This is a genomic window from Blautia sp. AF19-10LB (assembly GCF_003461245.1).
Lineage (GTDB): Bacteria > Bacillota > Clostridia > Lachnospirales > Lachnospiraceae > Blautia_A > Blautia_A intestinihominis.
In genome coordinates, this window is sequence record NZ_QTWS01000005.1 from 87414 (window position 1) to 109961 (window position 22548).

The following is a 22548-nucleotide window of genomic DNA, read 5'->3' on the forward strand; positions in this document are numbered from 1 at the left end:
TCGTATTTACTTTATGATGGTAACTGTATTGCCTGTGGCAATCTTTGCTGCATTCGCTTCATCTGTATCAATGTGCATTTCCAGTGTAAAGCTGTCGTCTACACGGATCGCAACATGATTGAAAATAGTTCCGCGCTCGTTATCTGCCTTGACAGAAACGATATCACCGTTCTTGACACCGGCTGCCTGTGCATCCTTAGGAGACATATGGATGTGACGCATAGCCACGATACATCCCTCTTTGAGATAGATGGCGCCCTTCGGTCCAACGATCGCGATCGGTGCGCTTCCTGCAATGTCACCGGACATACGTACCGGAACATTCATTCCAAGTTTGATGGCATCTGTTGCTGATACCTCAACCTGTGTTGCACTGCGGACCGGTCCGAGTACACGGACGTTCTCGATCGCACGGAGTTTCAGACCAATAATCGTAACAGTTTCGTTTGATGCGAACTGTCCGCCCATCAGATCTTTCTTCTTGGTGAGCTGATATCCAGGTCCGAATAATGTCTCTACGTGCTCTTGTGTCAGGTGAACGTGTCTTGCGGAAACTCCGATCGGAACCATGAAGCCATTGCCTTTTTCTTCTGACTGATTGATGGCGTCAATGACCATCTTTGTGATCAGTTCGATATTCTTTGATTCCAAGATTACACCTGCTTTCTTCCGTTTTCAGGATCTTTGGTTATTTGATTGACGGAAGGATTTTTTCTACGTCTGTGTGTGGTCTCGGGATTACGTGTGTAGCAACGAGTTCTCCAAGTCTGGATGCTGCTGCGCTTCCGCTCTCTACTGCAGATTTAACAGCTCCTACGTCTCCACGTACCATAACTGTTACCAGTCCGGATCCGATCTTCTCTGTTCCTACAAGTGCAACGTTAGCTGCTTTGCACATCTGGTCTGCTGCTTCGATAGCTGCTGTAAGTCCTCTGGTTTCTACCATTCCTAATGCTTCCTGTGTCATGATCATATCCTCCTTATGGATAAATAAAAATTAATTCTGGTTACTGTTCACTTCGTTCACAGCAACTTGGTCAAAATGCATTCCAAATCACCTACGGTGATAGCATTTTGCCCTGCATGTCTCGGGATTTTGCCATATTCATGGCAAAACACCTCGCGGGATATTCCCTATAAACAGTAACTAATTGTCTGCTACTTCCTGTGTTTTCTTCTTCCATCGGCTCGCACTCAGCTCTACGAGTTTGACGATCTCCTCGTGTGGCCGTGCGATTACTGCATAACTTGCCGGTTTCTTAATCGCGCCTGCAACGGCAGCTTCAACTGCTTCATTTACTGCCGATACATCGCCCTGTATGATAAGAGTTACCAGTCGTCCGCCCAGCTTACGTTCCCATGACGCCAGCTCAACGTCTGCAGTTTTGCACATGATATCGAGCGCATTGATCGCAGCTACGACACCTGTGATCTCAATAAAACCATATGCTTTATTCATGAGCGAACTCCTTTTGACTGATCTGTATGTATTCTGCTAAGATCAGATCTTTGGAAGAATTTTTTCTACGTCTGTGTGTGGTCTCGGGATTACGTGAGTAGCTACCAGCTCTCCAAGTCTGGATGCTGCTGCGCTTCCGCTCTCTACTGCTGCTTTGACAGCTCCTACATCACCACGTACCATAACTGTTACCAGTCCGGATCCGATCTTCTCAGTTCCTACCAGTGCAACTTCTGCTGCCTTTGTCATTGCATCGGCTGCCTCGATTGCAGCTGTCAGTCCTCTGGTCTCTACCATTCCTAAAGCTTCCTGTGCCATGATTTCTTCCTCCTGAATCATCTGTTTAATTAATTACTGTACCAGGATCTAAGCTGCGTCAGCTTTTATCCAGGGCGCTGATTTTCAGCATCTTGACCGTATCCTCTGTCGGATTCGGTATTACGTAGTGCTGCACTACACCAGTTCTCCGGTTTGCTTCTGCCATTCCTGCTTCCACAGCTGCGGTAACATCCTCAACGCTTCCACGGAATTTGATGCATACCAGAAGCGGTACTGGCAGGCTGTCAGCATTTGCAGGTTTGTTCTTGTCGAACACCTCCAGGCGGACATTGGCTGCCTTGCAACCTGCATCTGCCGCTACAAAGGCTGTTGCCAGCCCAAATACTTCCAAAATTCCTACAGCTTCTGCCATTTTGCTTCTCCTTTATTTCCGGATTATTTATTAATGATCGCGATCTTAAGACCTGTCATTGCAAGGTTTGTCTGATGTGCCTCATTGATCTGCTCAAGCGGGAATCTGTCTGTGATAAGATCAGACATCGGAAGTCCGATAGCTTTTGCTCTCTTGAGGAAATCAAATGTTGTTGCATAATCTCTCAGTGTGTATACCCAGGAACCAACCAGGTTGATTTCTTTGGAACACAGATCGAAGTGCGGGTTGATTGTTGCATCTCCACCATTGATGAAGAAACCAAGCTCGCAAAGTCCACCGCCGTTGCGGATGAATTTGTAGATATTTGCATGAGCGTGCGGGTTTCCTGTACACTGGAATGCAAAATCTGCAAGATGTCCGCCCTGAGCTTCTTTAACAGCTTCTGTAAGAGCTTCAATGCCTTTGTACTGTGTAAAGTCAACGGATACTTCAGCACCCATCTTCTTAGCGAAATCAAGACGTTTTGCATTTCCGTCTACTGCACAGATGTTTTCGATACCCATGGTACGAAGGATAGCGATACAGATAAGACCGATCGGTCCACATCCCTGAACAACAACTCTTGAGTTGAATTTAAGGATTCCTGTTGTTTTTGCTCTTTCTACTGCATGGATAAGTACTGCACATGGCTCGATCAGGATACGGGAATCCAGATCCAGATCACTTACGTTGAAGAATGTAGATCCAAAAGATCCTCCTCTGATCAGGATGTAATCAGAGAACCATCCGTTAAGATGTACATCATCATCCGGAAGAAGTCCGTATACATCTGCTCCACCAACATTTTTCTTGTTGAGGTCGAACATTGTGATTTCCGGATCATCCTTGAAGATCATACATGTAACAACTTTATCGCCGACTTTAACTGGTTTTCCAGCTGTATCAACTTTAACGTTTTTACCCATTTTTACGATCTCACCAGTTCCCTCATGTCCAAGAGCTACAGGGATCAGACCGAATGGGTCTCTCTTGAATTCGTGTGCGTCAGTTCCGCAGATACCGCATCCTTCTACTTTAACAAGGATATCGTCATCTCCAACTTCCGGCATCGGGAATTCTTTGATTTCATAGTGTTCCAGAGCTGTCAGCATTGCAACATGAGCTGTTTTCGGGATTACCGGATCAGCTGTCGGTGCTGCCGGAGCCTGAGCTGCCGGTGCTGCTGTCTGAGCCGGTGCATTTCCGGTCATTCCGGAAAGAACCTGTTTTACGATTTCTTCAATATTTACGTTATTCATATCCATTTTAATATTTCCTCCTGATTAGCGAATGCAAAGGCTGTCTGACATTACGCAGCGTCTTCTCTTGGTAAAGGTGCTTGCACTTGTAAGACCTTCTCCTGTACGGCTTGCGATTGTGAATGTACAGTAACCTTCTCCACCGAATCCAAGTGCAGAATAGGACGGGCCGTTCTTAACAAGGATTGCTGTGTCGATTGCTTTCGCATATTTGGTAATGTTATCAACATTCTTGGAATGGATGTGTGCTGAGTGACGGTTGCCATGTTCAAGCCATACAGCCTGTTCTACAGCATCATCAAAATCTTTGGCTCTTACAATACCAAGGATTGGCATCATAAGCTCTGTTGTGATAAGCGGATGTTCCTTCGGTCCTTCGAAGATGATGCAGCGGATATTTGCCGGTGCGTTTACTCCGATCATGGAAAGAAGGGTCTTTGCATCACGACCTACACATTTACGGTTCAGTTTACCGCCTGCCAGAACAACTTCTGTTAATTTGTCCTGTTCTTCTTTGGAAGCCAGGTAGCAGTCGTTTTCTGTCAGCATGTAGTGCATCAGTTCATCTACTACAGAAGATACTGCAACAACTTCCTTCTCTGCGATACATGGAAGGTTGTTATCAAATGTACATCCGTTTACGATGTCCTGTGCCGCCTTACGGATATCAGCTGTTTCATCAACAACTGCCGGCGGGTTTCCTGCTCCGGCTCCGATTCCTCTCTTACCGGAAGAAAGAACTGCGGTTACAACGCCAGGGCCGCCTGTTGCTGCGATCAGCGGGATATCTTTATGTTTCATCATGATATTGCTTGTTTCAAGGGTAGGCTTCTCAACTGTTACTGCAATGTTGTCCGGTCCGCCTGCTTCAAGAGAAGCTTCGTTTACCAGGTTGATTGCAAAGATAGAAGTCTTGATAGCAGCCGGATGCGGGTTGAATACTACTGTATTTCCGCCAGCCAGCATACCGATTGTATTGCAGAGTACTGTTTCACTTGGGTTGGTACATGGTGTGATCGCACCGATTACACCGAATGGTCCCATTTCGATCAGTGTCAGTCCTCTGTCTCCTGACCATGCAGTTGTTGTGATGTCCTCTGTACCAGGTGTCTTGTCTGCTACCAGATGATGTTTGAGGATTTTGTCTCCCACATTACCCATTCCGGTTTCGTCAACGCCCATACGAGCCATAACTTCTGCATTTTCTTTGATTTTTTTACGGATGCAGGTGATGATTTTTTCTCTCTGATCCATGGACATTTTCTTAACGATCAGTTCTGCTTTCTTGGCAGCTTCGATCGCATCGTTCATTTCTTTGAAAACGCCATGTTTTCCTGTCGGAGCATCTGCAATCTGCATTTTTGCCATTACTTCCTGTACAATATCCTGTACCATGCTCTCACTAATTGGCATGAGATTGTCCTCCTTTAATGTCTACCGGTTATCTGACCGTAAATTATTTCAGGCCAAGCTGTGCCATAACCTGTTTTGTGATGTTTGCAACCAGTTCTGCATCTGCGTTAGCTGCCGGTGCTGCTGTAGTAGTTTCTGCTGCCGGTGCTGCTCCGCCTACGAAATCATACTGATATCCTGGGAACTGTTTGTATTCTTCGTTGTGGCATGCTCCACCGCAGTTGTGGCAGTTTACGCCGTCTTTGTTCTGGCAGAGGTTTGCAGGATGTTTACCAGGCATACCGAATTTACGACGGATCTCATACAGTTTCTTGATGTTTTCTTTGTCGAATTCCTTCGGTCCGCCAAGGAGTTTGCTCTGATACAGAAGCTGTGCGTAGAATTCTACGGATTCCATCTTCATGTATGCAGCGTTCAGGTCTGTGCTCCATGTAAGAGCTCCGTGGTTCTCAAGAAGAACTGCGTCGAAGTATGGCAGATATTTCTCAAGGTTGTCCGGAATCTCCATTGTGGAAGGTGTACCGTACTCAGCGATCGGAACGCATCCAAGAGCGATAACAGCTTCTGGCATGATCGGCTGTGTAAGCGGGATACCAGCGATAGCGAAGGATGTTGCATAGATCGGATGAGCATGTACAACAGATCCTACGTCTGGTCTCTTCTGATATACTCTCATGTGCATTTTAATCTCAGAAGATGGTTTGAATCCCGGGTTAGCCTGGATTACGTTACCCTGAGCATCTACTTTACAGATGAACTCTGGTGTCATGAATCCTTTGGATACACCTGTTGGTGTGCAGAGGAATTCGTTGTCGTTCAGTTTTACGGAAATGTTTCCGTCGTTTGCTGCAACCATGTTACGGTTGTAGATACGTCTTCCGATGTCACAGATTTGTTTTTTGATTTCAAATTCGTTTACCATGCTTATTTTCCTCCTAAAGCAGTGTGGTTTGCCGTACCCTGGGGGCGATTAGGATAACCCTCAGGGCATAGCTTGGGTTTTGTTTTATTTCTAAGAAGATTTTACTCCTCATAACCTGGATTGTCAAGAAATTATCGTTGTTTTATGTTGTTTTTATTGTTTCTTGAATGTTGTTTTTGTTGTTTTTCGCAACATAACTTTATTGTCCTCAGCCGCCGATCTGAACGTGCAGGGAGCTTACTGCCTCTGCCGCTCTCTTGAGGGTATTCATCTCCTCTGCGGTCGGTGGAAGGATGCCATCCATCAGATATTCTCTGCCAAGTCCGGTGTACTTATCCTGTCCGAGACGGTGATACGGAAGCAGGTGAAGCTGCTCTACTCCGGGCAGGTTATTCGCAAAGGATGCGATTCCCTGGATCTCCTCTACCGTCGCATTGAACGTCGGAATAACCGGAACTCGGATGATCAGCTTGCATTTGCCGGAAAGTGCAACCTTACGGGCATTTTCCATCATCAGATCATTCGGGCGACCAGTGAATTCCTTATGTTTTGCCGGATTGGTATGCTTCATATCCATCAGATACAGATCAAGATATGGAAGGATTTCCTCGATCACCTCAAACGGTGCACATGCCATGCTCTCCAGGGCGGTGTTGATTCCCCGCTCCTTGGCAGCTCTGAGAAGGTCTCTCGCGAACTCCGGCTGGCAGAGGCTCTCACCTCCGGAGAGGGTCAGGCCGCCGCCGGAACGCCGGTAGTACGGGCGATCCTGTTCAACCACCTGGATCATCTCTTCTACTGTAACATCTCTGCCGATCACCTTGTCCTCACCGAGGACTTTCATGGTCTGGATCTTGTATTCCTGTGATTCCGGATTACAGCACCAGCGGCAGCGGAGCACGCAGCCCTTCAGAAAGACGATCGTACGGATCCCCGGGCCATCGTGGATCGAATATCTCTGGATATCAAAAATACGACCTTTTGTCTGTAAATAATCCATAATATCTTCCTTTTAGAAGCCCTGCTCTGTTCTTCTGATTATATCATCCTGAAGAGAACGGGAAAGTGTTGTAAACAGTGCACTGTAGCCTGCAACACGTACAACCAGATGAGAATATTTCTCCGGATGTTTCTGCGCGTCGAGAAGAGTCTCACGGTCAACAACGTTGAACTGCATATGCATTCCCTTCTGATCAAAGAAGGTCTGGATCAGGGAAACAAACTTCTCCAGTCCTTCCCTTCCTGCCAGTGCTGACGGATGGAATTTCTGGTTGAACAGTGTTCCGTTAGATACGATGAAGTGATCCAGTCTGGAAACGGAAGTTGCTGCCGCTGTCGGTCCCTTGACATCCTTGCCTGCGGATGGAGAAACGCCATCTGCAACCGGTGTATGTGCATAACGGCCATCCGGTGTTGCACCTGTCTGTCCACCAAGCGGTACGTTTGCTGATACCGGATAAAGACCTGCCTGATACTGTCCTCCACGTGGATTGTGGTATTTCTGCATCGGGCGTGTGTATGTATAAGCTACGTCTCTTGCAAAATAGTCAACATCGTCGATCGCATTTCCGTATTTCGGAACTTCGTCGATCATGTGATGGATCTCTGTGAATCTGCGAAGCTGCTCCTCTGTAGGTTTCAGTCTCATGACTGTTGTAAGGACTGCTTTGGCTGTGTCTTCTGTAACATTCATGCCGCCGTCCTGCATTCCCTTGAGGATCATCTCGGAGATATCTTTGACTGACTGCTCATCAAGTCCTTTGTCATAGTTCCATGCAAGAGCTTCTTTGTATTCTTCCATGGAAACTTTCTTGTCTTCGTATACAAGTTTGCGGATCGCATACAGGGAATCTGCCATATTTGCGATACCGAAGCCCTGCGGTCCTGTGAAGTTGTAGATCGCGCCGCCTTCCTGAACGGAAATTCCTCTGCTGATGCAGTCATCTACCATACAGGATTCAAATGGAAGCGGTACACGTTCTGCGTGTGCAACGTCGATCGCATTATCTGCATTTACAAGAAGGGAAATACAGTATTCCATCTGTTTCTTGTATGCGTCATAAAATTCCTCGAAGGTTGTCATCTTGGTGACATCGCCTGTCTGGATACCAACAAGCTCGCCCTTGTCCATACCATTGGAGAATACGAGTTCCAGCGGGCGGCACATATTGAAGAATGCTGCGTCATGCCATCCATCTGTCTTGCCGGCTTTCTGCGGTTCTACACATCCGATGATGTTGTATTCTCTGGCATCTGCAAGAGTCAGTCCTCTGTTCAGAAGTGCCGGGATGATAACTTCATCATTATAGTAGGCCGGAAGTCCGATACCTGTTCTTGTAAGCTCGGCTGCCTTGATCAGCAGTTCGTGCGGGGAGCCATTCCATACACGGATGGAAAGGGAAGGCATCGGCAGGTGTACATGCATAGATGCAAGGATACACATAACAGAAAGGTCATTGGTAACATCATTTCCGTCCTTGTCCTGACCACCGACGATCAGGTTCTGGAAAAGGCTGTATCCTGCAAATCCCTCTGCGGAAGCTGCATCACGGACTTTGTTGAGGTCATTCAATTTGACCCAGATACAGTCAAGAAGTTCCTGTGCGGATTCTCTTGTGATGATGCCCTTGTCAAGATCTGCCTTATAATAAGGATACATATACTGGTCAAAACGTCCAGGGGAAATGGAATGTCCGCTGGATTCAACCTGAAGGAGCTGCTGTACAAACCAGAAGGACTGGCATGCTTCATAGAAGCTTGTTGCTCCATTTGCCGGAACACGGCTGCAGTTCTGTGAGATCTGCAGAAGTTCCTGTTTACGTACAGGATCGGTACACTCTGCTGCCATCTGGGACGCAAGCTCTGCATAACGCTCTGCGTATTCGATGACTGCCTGGCAGGAAAGGATGACTGCCTTAAGAAAATGTGATTTCTTGACGTAATTGCCGTCTCCAACCTGACATCTGTCGAGTTCTGCCTGTGCTTTGTCGATGATTCCCTTGTAACCGATTGCAAGAACTTCTTCATATTTAACAGTTACATGTCCGACACCGTTGTAAAAATAGTTGCCTGGTGTAAAAATATTGTGTTCGATTGCTCTGATTGCTTCCGGCGCCATGTAGGAGGTTGCAAGTTCGCTGGAGGTTTTGCCCTTCCAGTATTTATGTACTTCTCTTAACTCCTGCTTGGTCTCCTCAGCAATGTAAAACGGGTCTGCGCTCCTCGTTTCAACCGTATCCAGTTCATCCTCCAGCCACTGGTAGGAAAATTCCGGGAAAGTCTGACATCCTCGCGGTGCGATCGTGCTGCTTCCAACAATCAGTTCGTTGTCACGGATGATGATCGGGATATTACGGAGAATGTGGGCAAAAGCTTCTGCACGTCTGGTGATCGTAGGCTGTCCCTCTGTGGCCTTGTACGATTCTGTGATAAGCTTCGCCCTTGCAGATTCGATAACCGGCATGTGGGCATAAAGTGCCTCAACCAGTTTCGGAATTCTGGATGACTTTGGAATATCTGTGGTATTAAACATCTCCACGTCTCCTTTCTTATGGTGTCTCAAACGCCATATCTCATATGTATCAGCGGACATGCCACTGGCACCTCTTAAGGCGCTATGACGCCACGATTCATATAGAACCATTATACTCTACACGCTCCTGCATGTCAACGAAATCCAACAGTATTTATCGGTTTTTTGTGCGGGTTTTGTTGTGGTTTTTGTTTGTTTTGTGTTGGTTTTTATTTGGAATTTGATTTTTGAGTTGACTTTTGGATTTTAGACTGCCATACTGAGATCAGTATAGTTTCTGTTACTGTAATTGGATCTGACAGTAACGATTTTTTCCGATCGGAGGAGGAACAAACATGTATCTTTCTGATGTACATACACATTCCATCGCAAGCGGGCACGGAACGACCTGTACCGTTTCTGATATGGCAAAAGCGGCTTCAAAGAAGGGGCTTAAACTGCTCGGGATCACAGACCATGGACCTGGCACACTTGCCGCGGGAACTTCTTCTTATTTCAGAAGTCTTTCTTATTCTCCCAAGAAACGCTTTGAGATTGAATTATTGTTTGGAGTTGAACTGAATATCCTTGATGTTGATGGACATGTAGATTTAAGTGATAAACTTCTTGACAAACTGGATTACGCGATTGCGAGCATGCACGCGCAAAATTATAAGAGTGGTTCTGTAAAAGAAAATACAAGTGCTTACCTGAACGCTATGAAGCATCCCTGCGTCAAAATCCTCGGACATTGCGATAATCCGCATTTTCCAGCAGATTATGAGACACTTGCAGTCGCAGCAAAAGAATTCGGAGTGATCTTTGAAATCAACGAAGCCTCCCTCGCCCCCTACGGCTACCGAGGAGACACCCGAGCCAACAACCGCGAGATCCTGCGCTGCTGCCGCAAATACAACATCCCGATCGTCCTCTCCAGCGACAGCCACGGCGCTGAGCACATCGGAGACTTCACCTACGCCGCCGAATTCGTGCATGAGGAGATGTTCCCAGCAAAACTGATCTTGAATAATGACATTCCACGGCTGAAGATGGTGTTAGAGGAGAGGTAGTGAAAGTTGGACGGAGAGGTGCAGATGGGAGTCCAGCGGGCGGTGCTGCGTTTCCGGGTTTGAGACGGGCGGCTTATTTGCGGGAGGGTTCGCATAACTCGCACCTTACGGTGCTCAGACAGATGCTCACCCTCCGCAGCCAGCCCATCTCAAATCTCGGAAGCCTCGCAATGCCCGCCAGCCTCCCATCTGCACCTCTCCTGGCAATTCCACAGGGTAGTTTTAGGTTCGCGCGACGCGCCAAATTGTGACGGGGTACGGGCACCTTGAGCGCCACTGCCCTGGTATTGGTAAGTAAATTCAAGATTGCAGATAATGGCAACAGCTTTCCCACTGTAACATCCCTAATCTGCCGTCCTACGGGCGGCGTTCAGGGGCCACACCCCGGTGAGCGAATGTCAGCCGTAGGAGAAACACCTCCTGTACGGGGACTTAGCAAGGCTTTCGAGGATATGGCGAAATCCGCGATAACAGCTTTTTGCTCTGTCTGAGCGCAGCATGCGCGAGTTTGCAAAAACTGTTATCCATAGGCGGATTTCACCATATCCCGAAAACGCAGCGTGTCCCCGCACAGGAGGTGTTTCTCCGTAGGCGTCCCCATTCCTCACCTACCCCATCTTCTTCATCAACTCCACCAACTCCGCATACTTCCCAGTCACATACCCATAATTCTTCCTCTTATGCGGCAGCTGACAATCCGTGCAGTCCTTAAATCCCTTATCCGTAAACTTAAAATTCCCGCCACATTTATCACCCAGTGCATACAACGGGCAATAACAAAACAGACAATTAAAGTTCTCCGGGTCTGCCCCTTTATGGCATGGAAAATATTCACACTCCTTATTGCTGAAATAGGAATAATGTTTCCCTTCCCAATACGGTTTCTCCATAATATTCACCTCCATCCCCTTTTCATCCTATTATATCCTATAAGAAGATATAAAAAAAGCAGCTATGACCAATGTCATGCTGTCATTCAAACATTCTTATAGAGGATTTGCGATGCTGCTCCGGGGTAGACAATGAATCCGTTCAAATATGCGGAGGGAACGAATGCATCCGAAGCAGTATCGCCTGCCATTTAATCATACCCTTAATGGGTTACCATGCTCTGCGGCGGCCACCGCAATTACAAGCATGAGGTATAATTCATACGAACAGGCGAATTCCATAAAAAAATGCCTGCTTCCAATAAGCAGACAACACTCTGGGACTGCGGATATCCCTAAGTTGGTTGTTACACTTTACACGGAAGTTTAACCTCGCCATACAAAGCAGGTTTCCTGACTTCAGGATCATCGCTTGCCTTCCCCTTCTCATACTATGTACAATGGGATAATGAAGGTTCGCTCCTCTGTTACAGTGACCGGATCGCTCAGGACTCTCACCTGATTCCCTCTTCTGACTGCTACGCGGACACAGCCAGCACTTCATATGTTCAATATGGAATTATACTGACATTATAATAGCATACCCTTTGGTCATTGTCAATAGTATCTGATACTTTTTTCACAAATTCATAAGTAAAAAGTTATAATCTCTTTTCACACCCGTTTTTTCTCTGTGTTGCATTTTTTCTGCGTGTGTCCTATACTGAATTATATTTTCCGGTCCTGCATGACCACTACGTAGTTATCACCAAAAGGAGGATTTTTTATGATTCAGGATATCGCACCGCATACTTATCACAATGAATATAAACCAGTCACACCGGATGGCAACAGCATCATTCTCGCTTACGAAAATGGAAAGTGTTTCTTCCATAAAAAAGAAGATGACGTTTCCATCTCTCTTCCACGTTTTCGCGAACTGGAAGGAAATGTAAGCGATCTGTACGAAAATTATATCTATCTTTTTTCCATTGATCAGGAACGTTTTTATCTGATCCCGGGACTTGATACATCCCTGCTGCCGGGCTATGAATTCCATGAAACAAGAGAGCTTCGTTATGTCCAGCCACAGTATCTTGCTTTCGCCACAGTCACTGGATATCAGCTCTGGTTCTGGTACAAAAATCGGCGTTTCTGCGGATGCTGTGGAAAACCAATGAAGCATGACACAAAAGAGCGTATGATGTACTGCCCTTCCTGCGGCCGTCGGGAATACCCGGTACTTATGCCGGCTGTCATCGTCGGCATCACAAACGGTGACAAGATCATTTGTTCCAAATATGAAGGCCGGAGTTTTAAACAATATGCTCTGATCGCCGGATTTGCAGAAATTGGGGAAACCATTGAAGAGACCGTCCAGCGTGAGGTCATGGAAGAGGTCGGCCTTAAAGTCAAAAATCTTCGTTATTACAAGAGCCAGCCATGGTCCTTCTCCGGCACTTTACTTTTCGGATTTTTCTGTGATGTAGACGGAGAGGATACTCTCACGGTGGATCACGAAGAGCTTTCCATAGCACAGTGGTTTGAGCGTGATCAAATTATCGGTCAGGACAACAACAGCAGTCTTACCAACGAGATGATGATGGTATTTGCTGCTGGAAAAGAACCAAAATAAAGAATAGACAAACGTGGTATCTGTTTTTACAAGCAGACACCACGTTCAGACTATCGCATTATACTCATCATGCAGATCTGCACTTTACAATTCTTTTATCCGCTTCATTTCAAATATTTTGTTATATAGTATATATATTTCGTAAATTTATCTTTATTTTTCAGTATCAAAGACATATCTTTTTCATCCCGCACATGCTATAGTAACATCATCAAAGCTGTTCAGTTCCTCCAATCACCTTACACATTTGCGTTTACTGCCTGAGCAGCTTTTTCAAAAAAACATTCACATTACCAACAGGGGGTTTTGTTATGAAAGTTGTAGTTGCTGTTGATTCATTTAAAGGAAGCATGACTTCCATGGAAGCCGGCATGGCTGTCAAAGCCGGCGTTCTTGCCGCACATAAAGATGCAGAAGTGATCGTCAAACCACTGGCTGACGGCGGCGAGGGAACTACGGATGCCCTGATCGAAGGGCTGAATGGAGAACGTGTCGATGTCACAGTTACCGGACCTTATCATGAACCGGTCAACGCATATTATGGTTATCTCAAGGACACCAACACTGCTGTCATGGAGATGGCTTCTGCCGCCGGGATCACGATCTCCGAGCAGAAAGATCCTATGATCGCTACCACTTACGGTGTCGGTGAAATGATCCTTCACGCCATCAACAAGGGAATCCGCAATTTCATCATCGGAATCGGCGGCAGTGCTACCAATGACGGTGGGATCGGAATGCTTAAGGCTCTTGGATTTACTTTCCTTGACAAAGACAGTCAGGACACCGGCGAAGGCGGACAGGCGCTTGCCAAAGTGGCTTCTGTCAGACTTTCCGACAATGCTGAGCTTCTCTCCCAGTGTAATTTCAAGATCGCATGTGATGTCACAAACCCGCTCTGCGGCTTCCAGGGTGCCACTTACATCTATGGTCCGCAGAAAGGCGTTACTTCCGAAATGCTTCCGGTCCTCGATGCCGGAATGGAAAACTATGCAAAAGTTACCTCACAGACCATCGGAAAAGACAACATGAACGCATCCGGTGCAGGTGCCGCAGGCGGACTTGGTTTTGCATTCTTAAGCTACTTAAACGGAGAACTGACTCCTGGCATCCAGCTTATCCTGAATGCTGTCCATCTTGAGGACGAAATGAAAAACGCCGATGTTGTCGTAACCGGTGAGGGTCGTCTGGATCATCAGACCGCCATGGGAAAAGCTCCTGTAGGCGTCGCAAAACTCGGCAAAAAATATGGTGCAAAAACCGTCGCTTTTGCAGGAAGCGTCACAAAAGAAGCCGTTGCCTGCAACGAAGCCGGTATTGATGCATTTTTTCCGATCGTCCGTGGAATCTCCACCCTCAGTGAAGCCATGGATCCGGCTACTGCCAAAGCCAATATGGCTGCAGCGGTGGAACAGGTATTCCGTCTGCTTTAACTTTGTCCCTTTTCTCCCTTTGCCCGCTGGTCCCTCTCCCGTATGCCAGCGGGCTTTTTTGCGTATAAAACTGGTATTTTGGCGGCTGATTCGTTATAATATGAAGAACGGGTTTTTTACTATATAAAATAATGGGGTATTTTATCATGAAAAAAATAGCACTTATCACAGACGGCTGGAAACGTTACGTTACCTATGCCTGGGTAGAGGGATACCGCCGCTTTGCTTCCGTTCTCCGGCAGAACTGTCCTGTCGGTTCCATATGTATGCGCTATGGTGGCGACGAGTTTGTATGTGTCGTTCCTGATCTTGACATAAGAAAGCTTCATCAACTGGAACAAAATATCCAGCACGCTCTGGCTGAACTTTCTTCTGCCAGTCATTTCTCGTTTCCAATTGAAGCAAGCATTGGCAGTGTCATCGCTGACGATCCTGTATTCTCTCTCAATGACTATATCAATCTCGCCGACCAGAAAATGTACCAGACTAAAAAAGCCCACAAAGCAGCACGAGGAGCAACACCATGACACCTTACATCACCAGAGCACTCGCACAGCAGATCGTAGATACCGTCCGGGATCTGTGCGGACAGAACGTGAATTTCATTGACTGTTCCGGGACGATTTTTGCCAGCACAGATGCGACACGCATCGGGACCTTTCATGAAATCGGACAGCAGACGGCCGAGCGCGGTACTGTGATCGAAGTTCGGGAAAATGACCGTTTTACCGGCACACAGCAGGGTGTCAATCTTCCTGTCTACCATAATCACAAGATGATCGCCGTCATCGGTATCACCGGAAATCCCGATGAAGTACGCAAATATGCCAAACTGGCTGAACGGATCACCCGGCTTTTGATCCGTGAGAAGGAACTGGACGCTTTTAACCGCACAGAATCTGACAAAAAAAGCTATATCCTGCGCGGGCTGATCGACCATGAGGATATCCACCCGGATTATCTCAGAGAAAATCTAACCCGGTGGAACATCAGTGAAAAAAAGTCCTGGCAGCTTCTTCGCCTGAAAATCCATTCTGACAATGGACCTGCACTCTCCGCTTCTCTGGACACTGCCATCTCCCGGCTTTTTCAGAAGCTTGACAATCAGCTTTTTACTTTTGTGTACCCGGATGAGTATCTTGCTGTCATCGAAGACAAGGTTTTCCACCGGCAAAGACAGATTCTGCTGGATTTCGCACAGAAATATGCAGGCACTCTGTGCATAGCTGTGGGAAACCCGTCCTCAATCCATGAAATCGCAGATTCTGCTTTTTCTGCCGAGATTGCACTGAAATCCATACCTGCCGGATCTAACTATGCAGAGGCTTCCTCTCTGGATCTGGAACTGATCCTCGCCTCCATAAATTCCCGTAACAAAAAAGCCTTCCTGGAGAAAACCCTCGATAAGCTTTCTCCGGAAGACCTTGAATTACTTCGTATTTACTTTTCCTGTGACATGTCCCTCAAAAAGACCTGCGAGGAAACGTATCTGCATAAGAATACAATCCAGTATCGGCTCAATCATATCCATAAGAAATGCGGATACAACCCGCGGGAGTTTCAGGATGCTGTGCGGCTGTATCTGGCACTAAAGATGTAACAATTCTATGCCAGCTGACTGATCAGTTCAAGAATCCTGCCTGCACAGGAACGGATTTCTTCTTCTGTAAGATCTCCGTTTCTGTATGCTTCGCGAATACTTTCGGCATCTTCTGCATTTCCAGGCATGATGATGTCATTTCCTGCTGCAGCACATTTCCATGCAACACTTCCATCTTCCGGTACGGTTGTATTCCAGTCGGACATGATAACTCCATCAAATCCCCACTCTTTCCGGACAATTCTGGTACACAGATCTTTGCTGTTCGCCGCATGCACTCCATTGACAAGATTGTAAGAAGACATGATTGCTGCCGGCTGACCCTCTTTCACTGCAATTTCAAATCCACGAAGATAAATTTCTCTGAGTGTCCTCTCTGAAATCTTTACATCCACCCCCATGCGGTTGTCTTCCTGATTATTACATGCAAAATGCTTAATTGTAACACCGCATCCCTTACGGCACTGCACACCTTTTGTTACAGATGCTGCCAGCGTTCCTGAGAGGAACGGATCTTCTGAATAATACTCAAAATTTCGTCCACAAAGAGGATTTCTGTGGATATTCAGACCCGGTGCCAGCCACAGATTGACGTGAAATGCTTCCATCTCAAGTGCAACCGCTTCTCCAAATCTCTGCATCAGATCTCTGTTCCATGTCTGAGCCATTACAGTTCCTACCGGGAATGCAGTGCAGTACTGATAATACTGGTCAGCACCCTCATGCTCTTCTCTGTCTACCAGGAAGCCATTCTCCAGTGCCCCCAGTACACCAATTCCATAAACGGTATCTGTTGCCCTGTCCACTTCATAGTGCTGCTGCAATCGGATACCTGCCGGCCCGTCTGCCATGATCAGCGATGGAACACCATACTTGTCAAGAAGTCCTTCTGTTGTCTCACCTGCGGTTCCCGGAACGCGGATTCCTGCTGCCCCCAGAGTACTTGTTGTTTCTGCAATATTTCCGTAGAGAAGAGGAATCAGATCTTCTGCCATCTGTTCCGTGGCATAAGCTGATCTGTATATTTTTTTCTCTTCTGGATGCGGTGTAAAAACAATACAATGGCTGTTATCTGCCGTTGTTTTTCTGCATTCGTACGTTTTCCACAGTTCTTCTTCTATCTCTGCTGTGTTTTCCAGGACACAGGTATCCTCCAACGATACACTTTGCTCTACTTTCACAGTGCTGCTGTATTCGAGAGATACAGAACTGTTTCCGGTCCAGATACCATAGGTTCCTTTTTCTACGATCCACTGATGTTTTTCCTCAGAAAAATATGCCAGTTCTTTCTGTCCAACTGTGATCTTCAATGTTTCAGCTTCTCCCGGCTGCAAAAGCTTTGTTTTTGCATACCCAACGAGACGGCGATATTCTTTCTTTACCTCTGTCTGAGGAAGAGATGCATAAATCTGCACAACTTCTTTTCCTGCATAAGTATCTCCGATATTAGTAACTTTCATTTCAACTGTAAGTTCTTTCTCCGAAGTCTCAATCCCTTTGAATTCTATTTTAAACTCTGTATAGGACAGTCCGAATCCAAACGGAAACAGTGGCTTTTTGCCAAAGCTGTCAAAATAACGGTATCCGACAAAAATCCCTTCTTTGTACTCTTCGGTATCCAGATTTCCATTCAGATAACTGTAATCCTCTGCAAAAGGGCAGTCTTCATATCTTCTCGCCCAGGTTGTCGTCAGTTTCGCACTTGGTACACAGTTTCCCAGCAGGATGTCTGCAACCGCATATCCACTCTCCTGCCCCGGCTGGGAAATATTAAGGATTGCCTTTATGTTCTCTGTATTTTCCAGAATGTCAGTCAGTTCGATCGGACCACCCGCATTCAGAAGCAGGATGACCGGAATCTTTTTTTCATTCAGGAAAAAAAGATCTGCTGCTTCTCTCTCACTCAGATAATAGTCTCCTTTTACCCTGCGGCGGTCTTTACCCTCTCCGGAAATACGGCTGAGCACATACACAGCTGCTTTTGCATCTACTATATCCTTTGCTTCAACAGCCCGTCCTTCCGGAAGAATAAAAGGGTTGCTTGCGTATGCATCAAATGGATTATCTACGTGCTTTGCATCCTCAAGGATTTTTTCTTTCCAGACATTTCGTGCGTTTTTATAACGTTCTTCATAATCCTCCAGCCAGTCCTCGCTGGTAATAGTCACACCTGCTTCTTTCATTCCCTGATAAATGGAAATATTTTCTCTGTTATTTACATCACCGGAACCAATTCCGCCTTTAATAGTCTTTTCTGCCCCACTTCCAAGCAGTGCAATAGCTGAAGCTGTGGAAAGAGGAAGTACTCCTTCGTTTTTCAGAAGTACAATACCTTCCACCGCCGCTTCTCTTGCCAGAGTCCGGTGTCTGATTTCAAGTTCAGACAGACTCTGATCCATACTTCCACTGTGTCCCCATACATCTTTCATATATAATCCTCCTGCTAACGTTTGAATTTATTTTATACAACAAAAGAACGACAGCATTCTTTATCCTTTATACAAGAATATCCTGCTGCGTTCTTCTGACTGATGATAACTTTTATTTTTTACTCTTTTACGCCACCCAGCGTAACACCTGCGATGATATATTTTGACAGAAGCAGATAAACAATAATGATCGGTACGATAGCAACAGTGATCATCATGTAAATCTTACCCATATCAAAGTTCATGTAATCAGCACCTCGTAATGTTGCAATCAGGATCGGAACCGTCATCTTGTTCTTGGACTGGATAACCAATGCCGGTACGAAGTAGTTGTTCCATGATCCAACAAAGGTAAAGATTGCCTGAACTGCGATCGCCGGTTTCATGATTGGAAGTACAATACGGTTGAATGTATGGAACTCTCCAGATCCGTCAATTCTGGCAGCTTCCACCAGTGACAGCGGAAGAGAAGATTGTAAATAACTGTACATAAAGTAAAATACTGCCGGTGAAGCAATGGACGGAATAATCAGCGGAAGAAGTGAATCATACATTCCCATCTTTGTGATCAGTCTCAGGAATCCCATTGCAGTTACCTGTGTCGGCATAACAAGGATTGCCATGATGAAAGTAAAAGCAACTTTCTTTCCCTTGAAATCATAAGCATAAATGCCATATGCAGTCAGGGAAGAAAAGTATGTACATAATGCTGCAGAGCATCCGGACACGATCACACTGTTAATGATTCCTCTGAACATTGGAAAGCTTCCATCATTTGCCACACTTTTCAGGTTATCCAGAAAATGTTTACCCGGAATGATAGAAAAGCCTTTCTGCAGTTCTGCATGTGAATGCGTTGCATTGATAAGCAGAATCGCAAAGAAAAACAGACACATAAAAGATAAGAGAATGAGTACAATATGTGCGAAAATGCTCATCACACGTTTTCCTGAATTTGTTTTCATGATCTTGCTCTTCTCCTTTCTTCTTTTGCACGTTTCTTAGCTGCCTTTTTTGAACCATCTGGATCGTTGTCATTGGTCATTCTGTAAACAAAGAAGCAGAGGATACCACTGATGATGAACAGGTAAACAGATAATGCACCTGCCATTCCATAATTCTTGCTCTTCAGATGACTGTTCAGGAACATGATCAGTGTCATGGATGTTCTGTCCGGATTACCCTGTCCGTTTGTCAGGATCTGAGGAACATCAAACATCTGAAGACCACCGATGATAGATGTGATCAGTGTGTATGCAAGGATCGGACGGATCATTGGCAGTGTAATATAGAAAAATCTCTGAATTCCATTGCATCCATCCAGATCAGCAGCCTCATAGACCTCCACACTTACACCCATAACTGCCGCCATCAGCATGATCGTTGTATTTCCAAACCACATCATAAAGTTCATAAATCCGATCAGTCCTCTTGTTCCCAGAACAGAACCCAGGAAATCAATCGGTGCTTTCAGAACACCCAGAGACAGCAGAATAGAGTTGACCGGACCATTGGTAGAGAACATCGTAAAGAATAATAAGGCAAATGCAGACGCCATGATCAGGTTCGGCAGATAAATAACTACTTTAAAGAACTGTTTGCCGTGGATCTTCATTCGAAGATCTGTAAACCAGCAGGCAAGTACAAGTGCAACCACGATCTGCGGAACAAAACCGATCAGCCACAGGATCAATGTGTTTTTTCCATACAGGAACATATCTGATTTCAAAAGACTGATGTAGTTTTTCATGCCGACAAAATTCGGACCTACTACCTTGATACCCGAACGATAATATTCGAAAAAGCTGTATCTTACAGTATCGATCAAAGGAATAAGAGAAAATATCAGATACGCGATAAAAAATGGAAGAATAAATAACAAGCCCCATTTTCCGTAATCAATATTTTTTTTCTTTTTTTTCATAAATGCCTTTCCTTTCCAATAAACAGCAGGGCACTCTGTACCCTGCTGATCTGATCATTTATTCCGGCCACTGTACTTCTGTGATTTCCGGATAACGTTCCATGATTGCTGTTTCAAAGTTTGATTTTGCTTTGTCAAACTCAACATTTCCCTGGAAATAATCGCTGAAAGCATTCTGGATCAGCTCTACACAGCCCTGATCATAAGGGGAAAGCGGGGCAATTTTGATGTTTTCTGCAACCGGTGCAAAATATTCAAATGGATTCTGTCCACCGAGGAAATCAGAAGCGAATGCATCGTCAGAAGCAGCCTCCTGCATACCGGATTTTGTATTTGTAAAGTCAGCATAGTCCTGGGAAATCTTTAACAGGTTGTCTTTGTTTCCAGTCAGAGCAAGGATAATATCTTTTGCATGTTCCGTGTTGTCTGTTCCTGTTGCTACATGGATATAAGATCCGCCCCAGTTGTATTCCTGCGGTGGGTTTGTAACAGCCCAGGCACCGTCTTCGCCATCCCAGTTTGGTTTCAGGGTAAAGTCAATTCCCCATGCCGGGAACAGGAATGCGAATACTTTGGAGTCAGAGCTCATAGCTTTGTTCCAGTCATCGTTCCACTGACCTTTTACAGTTTTGTTCAGATATCCTGCATCCAGCCATTCTTTTGAATCACTTATCCAATCCATGATCTTCTGGTCAACTTTGATCGTTGTGCTTCCCGGCTCTACCCATGAATTTTCGATGCTGTTTCCATACAGACGGAATGTATCTGCATAAGAAGCAAATGTGTAGTATCCTTTTGCTTTCAGTTCTTCTGCTGTTGCTTTTGTTGTATCCCAGTCCTTTAATTTCTCGCCTACTGTTTTCGGATCATCTGTTCCAAATACATCTTTTGCGATGTCACGACGATATACCAGAGTTCCCGGGCAGCACTGCCATGTAGAACCTCTCTGTACTCCATCAGTGTCAGATGCTGTTGTTTTTGTAAAATCATACTGATCTGCAAGATCTTTGTCAGGATCAATTCCGAGGTCTTTAAGTGGAATTGCCACATCTGCATCTTTGTCTGTATATTTATTTACATAGTCTGTCTCTGACAGGAAAATATCTACTTTGTCATCGTCTGCCGCATCCGCCTGGTTCATCAATGCTTCATCCAGTTTTTGCTGGTAAACGCCATCCTGATTCGGGTTAATGACCCAGTGAATCTCTGTTCCATCTTTCAGTGTTGTAACTGTTCCATCCTTTGATGTAGATTCTACTTCCGGATATACAGCTTCCAATCTCTGACGAAATTCATCATTCCAGGAATAAATATTGATCACTTTTCCTTCTCCGGAATCCGCACTTACTACAGTTGCTGCTGAGAGTGTTCCTGCAACAACTGCTGCTGTCAGGATTACAGATACAAATTTTCTTTTCATTAAAAATTCCTCCTTGTTCAAAGCATTTTTCACTGTTTTCTCTTTGATGATGATACTATATCATTTTTGACATTCAAAATATATTATTAATCTTAACAAAATGTCAGATTCATGTCATAATATAAAAAATCAACACATTAAGGAGTGATGTTTATGGCAATTTCAAAAGACTGGTACCACACTGAAATGAAAAACGATGATATGGAGATCCTGCACCGTTCTCCCTCCGTAGAATACTCTTTTTATAATGCAGTCCGAAGCGGAGACATGGAGACTGTCACTGCAAACTGCAAAAACGATTCCTTTCTTCATCTCGAAGGAACTGGTGTCCTTTCAAGAAATCCTCTGACCAATATCAAATATCATTTTGTGGTAACCACCGCCATGCTGACCCGTTATTGCATTGACGGAGGACTGGAACCGGAGCAGGCTTATCGCCTCAGTGACTTCTATATCTTAAAAATGGATTCCTGTACCTCGATCCGTGAAGTTGCAGACCTCCACCATATTATGGCAAAAGATTTTACCGGAAAAATGCTTCTTCAGAAAAAAAGTTCTGTTCTGTCCAAACCTGTCATTGAATGCATCAACTATATCTACAGTCACATAAAAGAAAGAATCACCATTCAGGATCTGGCTGAACATACAGGGCTGTCCTGCAATTATCTTTCCCGTATATTCAAGCAGAATCTTGGTGTATCGATCAGTGACTACATCCGTGAACAGAAAATAGAAAAAGCCACTCATCTTCTCAGATATTCTGATCAGTCTATCGTGGATATTGCGGCGTATCTTTCCTTTTCCTCACAGAGTCACTTTATACAGATTTTTGAAGGCTATACAGGACTGACACCAAAGAAATACCGCGACAAATACTACAAATCCATGTGGTAGACCAGCAGACATGCCTCT

21 protein-coding genes and 1 riboswitch are annotated in these 22548 nt (G+C 45.4%); of the genes, 6 read left to right on the forward strand and 15 right to left on the reverse strand.

The genetic code is table 11. The features are described 5' to 3' along the window. Window positions 1–6: 6 nt before the first annotated feature. From DWX28_RS04840 to DWX28_RS04885, 10 genes are all read right to left on the reverse strand, one after another. A complete protein-coding gene (locus DWX28_RS04840) occupies window positions 7–618 on the reverse strand; it encodes a phosphate propanoyltransferase (protein WP_417192168.1) in 612 nt (203 codons plus the stop codon). Window positions 619–688: 70 nt separating this feature from the next. Beyond that, on the reverse strand, window positions 689–967 hold the full coding sequence (locus DWX28_RS04845) for a BMC domain-containing protein (protein WP_118252026.1): 279 nt from the start codon (window positions 965–967) through the stop codon (window positions 689–691). Between the two features lie 180 nt (window positions 968–1147). Beyond that, window positions 1148–1459, reverse strand: coding sequence for a BMC domain-containing protein (locus tag DWX28_RS04850; protein WP_022215768.1), 312 nt, complete (start codon window positions 1457–1459; stop codon window positions 1148–1150). 42 nt (window positions 1460–1501) lie between these two features. Then, on the reverse strand, window positions 1502–1777 hold the full coding sequence (gene pduA, locus DWX28_RS04855) for a propanediol utilization microcompartment protein PduA (protein ID WP_022215767.1): 276 nt from the start codon (window positions 1775–1777) through the stop codon (window positions 1502–1504). 58 nt (window positions 1778–1835) lie between these two features. Beyond that, window positions 1836–2150 (reverse strand): BMC domain-containing protein, encoded by a 315-nt coding sequence (locus tag DWX28_RS04860; RefSeq protein WP_005427726.1) that lies wholly within the window; start codon window positions 2148–2150, stop codon window positions 1836–1838. 23 nt (window positions 2151–2173) lie between these two features. Beyond that, the gene (locus DWX28_RS04865) at window positions 2174–3415 is read right to left on the reverse strand and encodes a zinc-dependent alcohol dehydrogenase (protein ID WP_022215766.1); all 1242 of its coding nucleotides are present in this window, start codon (window positions 3413–3415) and stop codon (window positions 2174–2176) included. A gap of 18 nt (window positions 3416–3433) precedes the next feature. After that, a complete protein-coding gene (locus DWX28_RS04870) occupies window positions 3434–4822 on the reverse strand; it encodes an aldehyde dehydrogenase family protein (RefSeq protein ID WP_118252027.1) in 1389 nt (462 codons plus the stop codon). Window positions 4823–4865: 43 nt separating this feature from the next. Then, window positions 4866–5744 carry a class II aldolase/adducin family protein gene (locus tag DWX28_RS04875; RefSeq protein ID WP_022215764.1) on the reverse strand — a complete coding sequence of 293 codons (879 nt, stop codon included), beginning with the start codon at window positions 5742–5744 and terminating at the stop codon, window positions 4866–4868. A 208-nt stretch (window positions 5745–5952) separates the two neighbouring features. Then, entirely contained in the window at window positions 5953–6744 is a 792-nt protein-coding gene (locus DWX28_RS04880) for a glycyl-radical enzyme activating protein (RefSeq protein WP_199611797.1), read from the reverse strand. Window positions 6745–6756: 12 nt separating this feature from the next. Beyond that, window positions 6757–9276 carry a glycyl radical protein gene (locus DWX28_RS04885; RefSeq protein ID WP_118252063.1) on the reverse strand — a complete coding sequence of 840 codons (2520 nt, stop codon included), beginning with the start codon at window positions 9274–9276 and terminating at the stop codon, window positions 6757–6759. Window positions 9277–9611: 335 nt separating this feature from the next. Here DWX28_RS04885 and DWX28_RS04890 point away from each other — a divergent pair, with 335 nt between their 5' ends. After that, complete coding sequence (locus DWX28_RS04890) at window positions 9612–10325, forward strand: phosphatase (protein WP_118252029.1); 714 nt, start codon at window positions 9612–9614, stop codon at window positions 10323–10325. Between the two features lie 608 nt (window positions 10326–10933). On the opposite strand, the gene DWX28_RS04900 is transcribed toward DWX28_RS04890, so the two are convergent. Then, window positions 10934–11215: a cysteine-rich small domain-containing protein gene (locus DWX28_RS04900; protein ID WP_022215760.1), complete on the reverse strand. Its 282-nt coding sequence runs from the start codon at window positions 11213–11215 to the stop codon at window positions 10934–10936. A gap of 366 nt (window positions 11216–11581) precedes the next feature. Continuing rightward, window positions 11582–11773, reverse strand: a riboswitch (cobalamin riboswitch). A 208-nt stretch (window positions 11774–11981) separates the two neighbouring features. Here DWX28_RS04900 and nudC point away from each other — a divergent pair. The 4 genes from nudC to DWX28_RS04920 all read left to right on the forward strand — a co-directional run bounded on the left by nudC (window position 11982) and on the right by DWX28_RS04920 (window position 15863). After that, complete coding sequence (gene nudC / locus DWX28_RS04905) at window positions 11982–12830, forward strand: NAD(+) diphosphatase (protein WP_022215759.1); 849 nt, start codon at window positions 11982–11984, stop codon at window positions 12828–12830. 311 nt (window positions 12831–13141) lie between these two features. After that, entirely contained in the window at window positions 13142–14263 is a 1122-nt protein-coding gene (locus DWX28_RS04910) for a glycerate kinase family protein (RefSeq protein WP_118252031.1), read from the forward strand. A 146-nt stretch (window positions 14264–14409) separates the two neighbouring features. Next, entirely contained in the window at window positions 14410–14790 is a 381-nt protein-coding gene (locus tag DWX28_RS04915; RefSeq protein ID WP_022215757.1) for a diguanylate cyclase domain-containing protein, read from the forward strand. Next, the gene (locus DWX28_RS04920) at window positions 14787–15863 is read left to right on the forward strand and encodes a CdaR family transcriptional regulator (protein WP_118252033.1); all 1077 of its coding nucleotides are present in this window, start codon (window positions 14787–14789) and stop codon (window positions 15861–15863) included. The genes DWX28_RS04915 and DWX28_RS04920 overlap by 4 nt, the downstream gene beginning before the upstream one ends. 5 nt (window positions 15864–15868) lie before the next feature. Here the strand turns inward: DWX28_RS04920 and DWX28_RS04925 are convergent, their stop codons facing one another. From DWX28_RS04925 to DWX28_RS04940, 4 genes are all read right to left on the reverse strand, one after another. Further along, window positions 15869–18292, reverse strand: coding sequence for a glycoside hydrolase family 3 protein (locus DWX28_RS04925; protein WP_118252034.1), 2424 nt, complete (start codon window positions 18290–18292; stop codon window positions 15869–15871). A 119-nt stretch (window positions 18293–18411) separates the two neighbouring features. Continuing rightward, complete coding sequence (locus DWX28_RS04930; RefSeq protein WP_022215752.1) at window positions 18412–19257, reverse strand: carbohydrate ABC transporter permease; 846 nt, start codon at window positions 19255–19257, stop codon at window positions 18412–18414. Continuing rightward, window positions 19254–20216 (reverse strand): carbohydrate ABC transporter permease, encoded by a 963-nt coding sequence (locus DWX28_RS04935; protein WP_022215751.1) that lies wholly within the window; start codon window positions 20214–20216, stop codon window positions 19254–19256. The genes DWX28_RS04930 and DWX28_RS04935 overlap by 4 nt, the downstream gene beginning before the upstream one ends. A 58-nt stretch (window positions 20217–20274) precedes the next feature. Next, the gene (locus tag DWX28_RS04940) at window positions 20275–21636 is read right to left on the reverse strand and encodes an ABC transporter substrate-binding protein (protein WP_118252035.1); all 1362 of its coding nucleotides are present in this window, start codon (window positions 21634–21636) and stop codon (window positions 20275–20277) included. Window positions 21637–21789: 153 nt separating this feature from the next. Here DWX28_RS04940 and DWX28_RS04945 point away from each other — a divergent pair, with 153 nt between their 5' ends. Next, window positions 21790–22530, forward strand: coding sequence for a helix-turn-helix domain-containing protein (locus DWX28_RS04945; protein ID WP_118252036.1), 741 nt, complete (start codon window positions 21790–21792; stop codon window positions 22528–22530). Window positions 22531–22548: the final 18 nt, after the last annotated feature.

Bases quoted from the DNA above. Each gene is read 5' to 3' on its own strand.
- DWX28_RS04860 (WP_005427726.1), bottom strand. From the start codon at position 2,150: ATGGCAGAAGCTGTAGGAATTTTGGAAGTATTTGGGCTGGCAACAGCC.
- DWX28_RS04880 (WP_199611797.1), bottom strand. From the start codon at position 6,744: ATGGATTATTTACAGACAAAAGGTCGTATTTTTGATATCCAGAGATAT.
- DWX28_RS04930 (WP_022215752.1), bottom strand. From the start codon at position 19,257: ATGAAAACAAATTCAGGAAAACGTGTGATGAGCATTTTCGCACATATT.
- pduA (WP_022215767.1), bottom strand. From the start codon at position 1,777: ATGGCACAGGAAGCTTTAGGAATGGTAGAGACCAGAGGACTGACAGCT.
- DWX28_RS04945 (WP_118252036.1), top strand. From the start codon at position 21,790: ATGGCAATTTCAAAAGACTGGTACCACACTGAAATGAAAAACGATGAT.
- DWX28_RS04865 (WP_022215766.1), bottom strand. From the start codon at position 3,415: ATGGATATGAATAACGTAAATATTGAAGAAATCGTAAAACAGGTTCTT.
- DWX28_RS04850 (WP_022215768.1), bottom strand. From the start codon at position 1,459: ATGAATAAAGCATATGGTTTTATTGAGATCACAGGTGTCGTAGCTGCG.
- DWX28_RS04870 (WP_118252027.1), bottom strand. From the start codon at position 4,822: ATGCCAATTAGTGAGAGCATGGTACAGGATATTGTACAGGAAGTAATG.
- DWX28_RS04925 (WP_118252034.1), bottom strand. From the start codon at position 18,292: ATGAAAGATGTATGGGGACACAGTGGAAGTATGGATCAGAGTCTGTCT.
- nudC (WP_022215759.1), top strand. From the start codon at position 11,982: ATGATTCAGGATATCGCACCGCATACTTATCACAATGAATATAAACCA.
- DWX28_RS04910 (WP_118252031.1), top strand. From the start codon at position 13,142: ATGAAAGTTGTAGTTGCTGTTGATTCATTTAAAGGAAGCATGACTTCC.
- DWX28_RS04900 (WP_022215760.1), bottom strand. From the start codon at position 11,215: ATGGAGAAACCGTATTGGGAAGGGAAACATTATTCCTATTTCAGCAAT.
- DWX28_RS04885 (WP_118252063.1), bottom strand. From the start codon at position 9,276: ATGTTTAATACCACAGATATTCCAAAGTCATCCAGAATTCCGAAACTG.
- DWX28_RS04920 (WP_118252033.1), top strand. From the start codon at position 14,787: ATGACACCTTACATCACCAGAGCACTCGCACAGCAGATCGTAGATACC.
- DWX28_RS04845 (WP_118252026.1), bottom strand. From the start codon at position 967: ATGACACAGGAAGCATTAGGAATGGTAGAAACCAGAGGACTTACAGCA.
- DWX28_RS04940 (WP_118252035.1), bottom strand. From the start codon at position 21,636: ATGAAAAGAAAATTTGTATCTGTAATCCTGACAGCAGCAGTTGTTGCA.
- DWX28_RS04915 (WP_022215757.1), top strand. From the start codon at position 14,410: ATGAAAAAAATAGCACTTATCACAGACGGCTGGAAACGTTACGTTACC.
- DWX28_RS04875 (WP_022215764.1), bottom strand. From the start codon at position 5,744: ATGGTAAACGAATTTGAAATCAAAAAACAAATCTGTGACATCGGAAGA.
- DWX28_RS04840 (WP_417192168.1), bottom strand. From the start codon at position 618: ATGGTCATTGACGCCATCAATCAGTCAGAAGAAAAAGGCAATGGCTTC.
- DWX28_RS04890 (WP_118252029.1), top strand. From the start codon at position 9,612: ATGTATCTTTCTGATGTACATACACATTCCATCGCAAGCGGGCACGGA.
- DWX28_RS04935 (WP_022215751.1), bottom strand. From the start codon at position 20,216: ATGAAAAAAAAGAAAAAAAATATTGATTACGGAAAATGGGGCTTGTTA.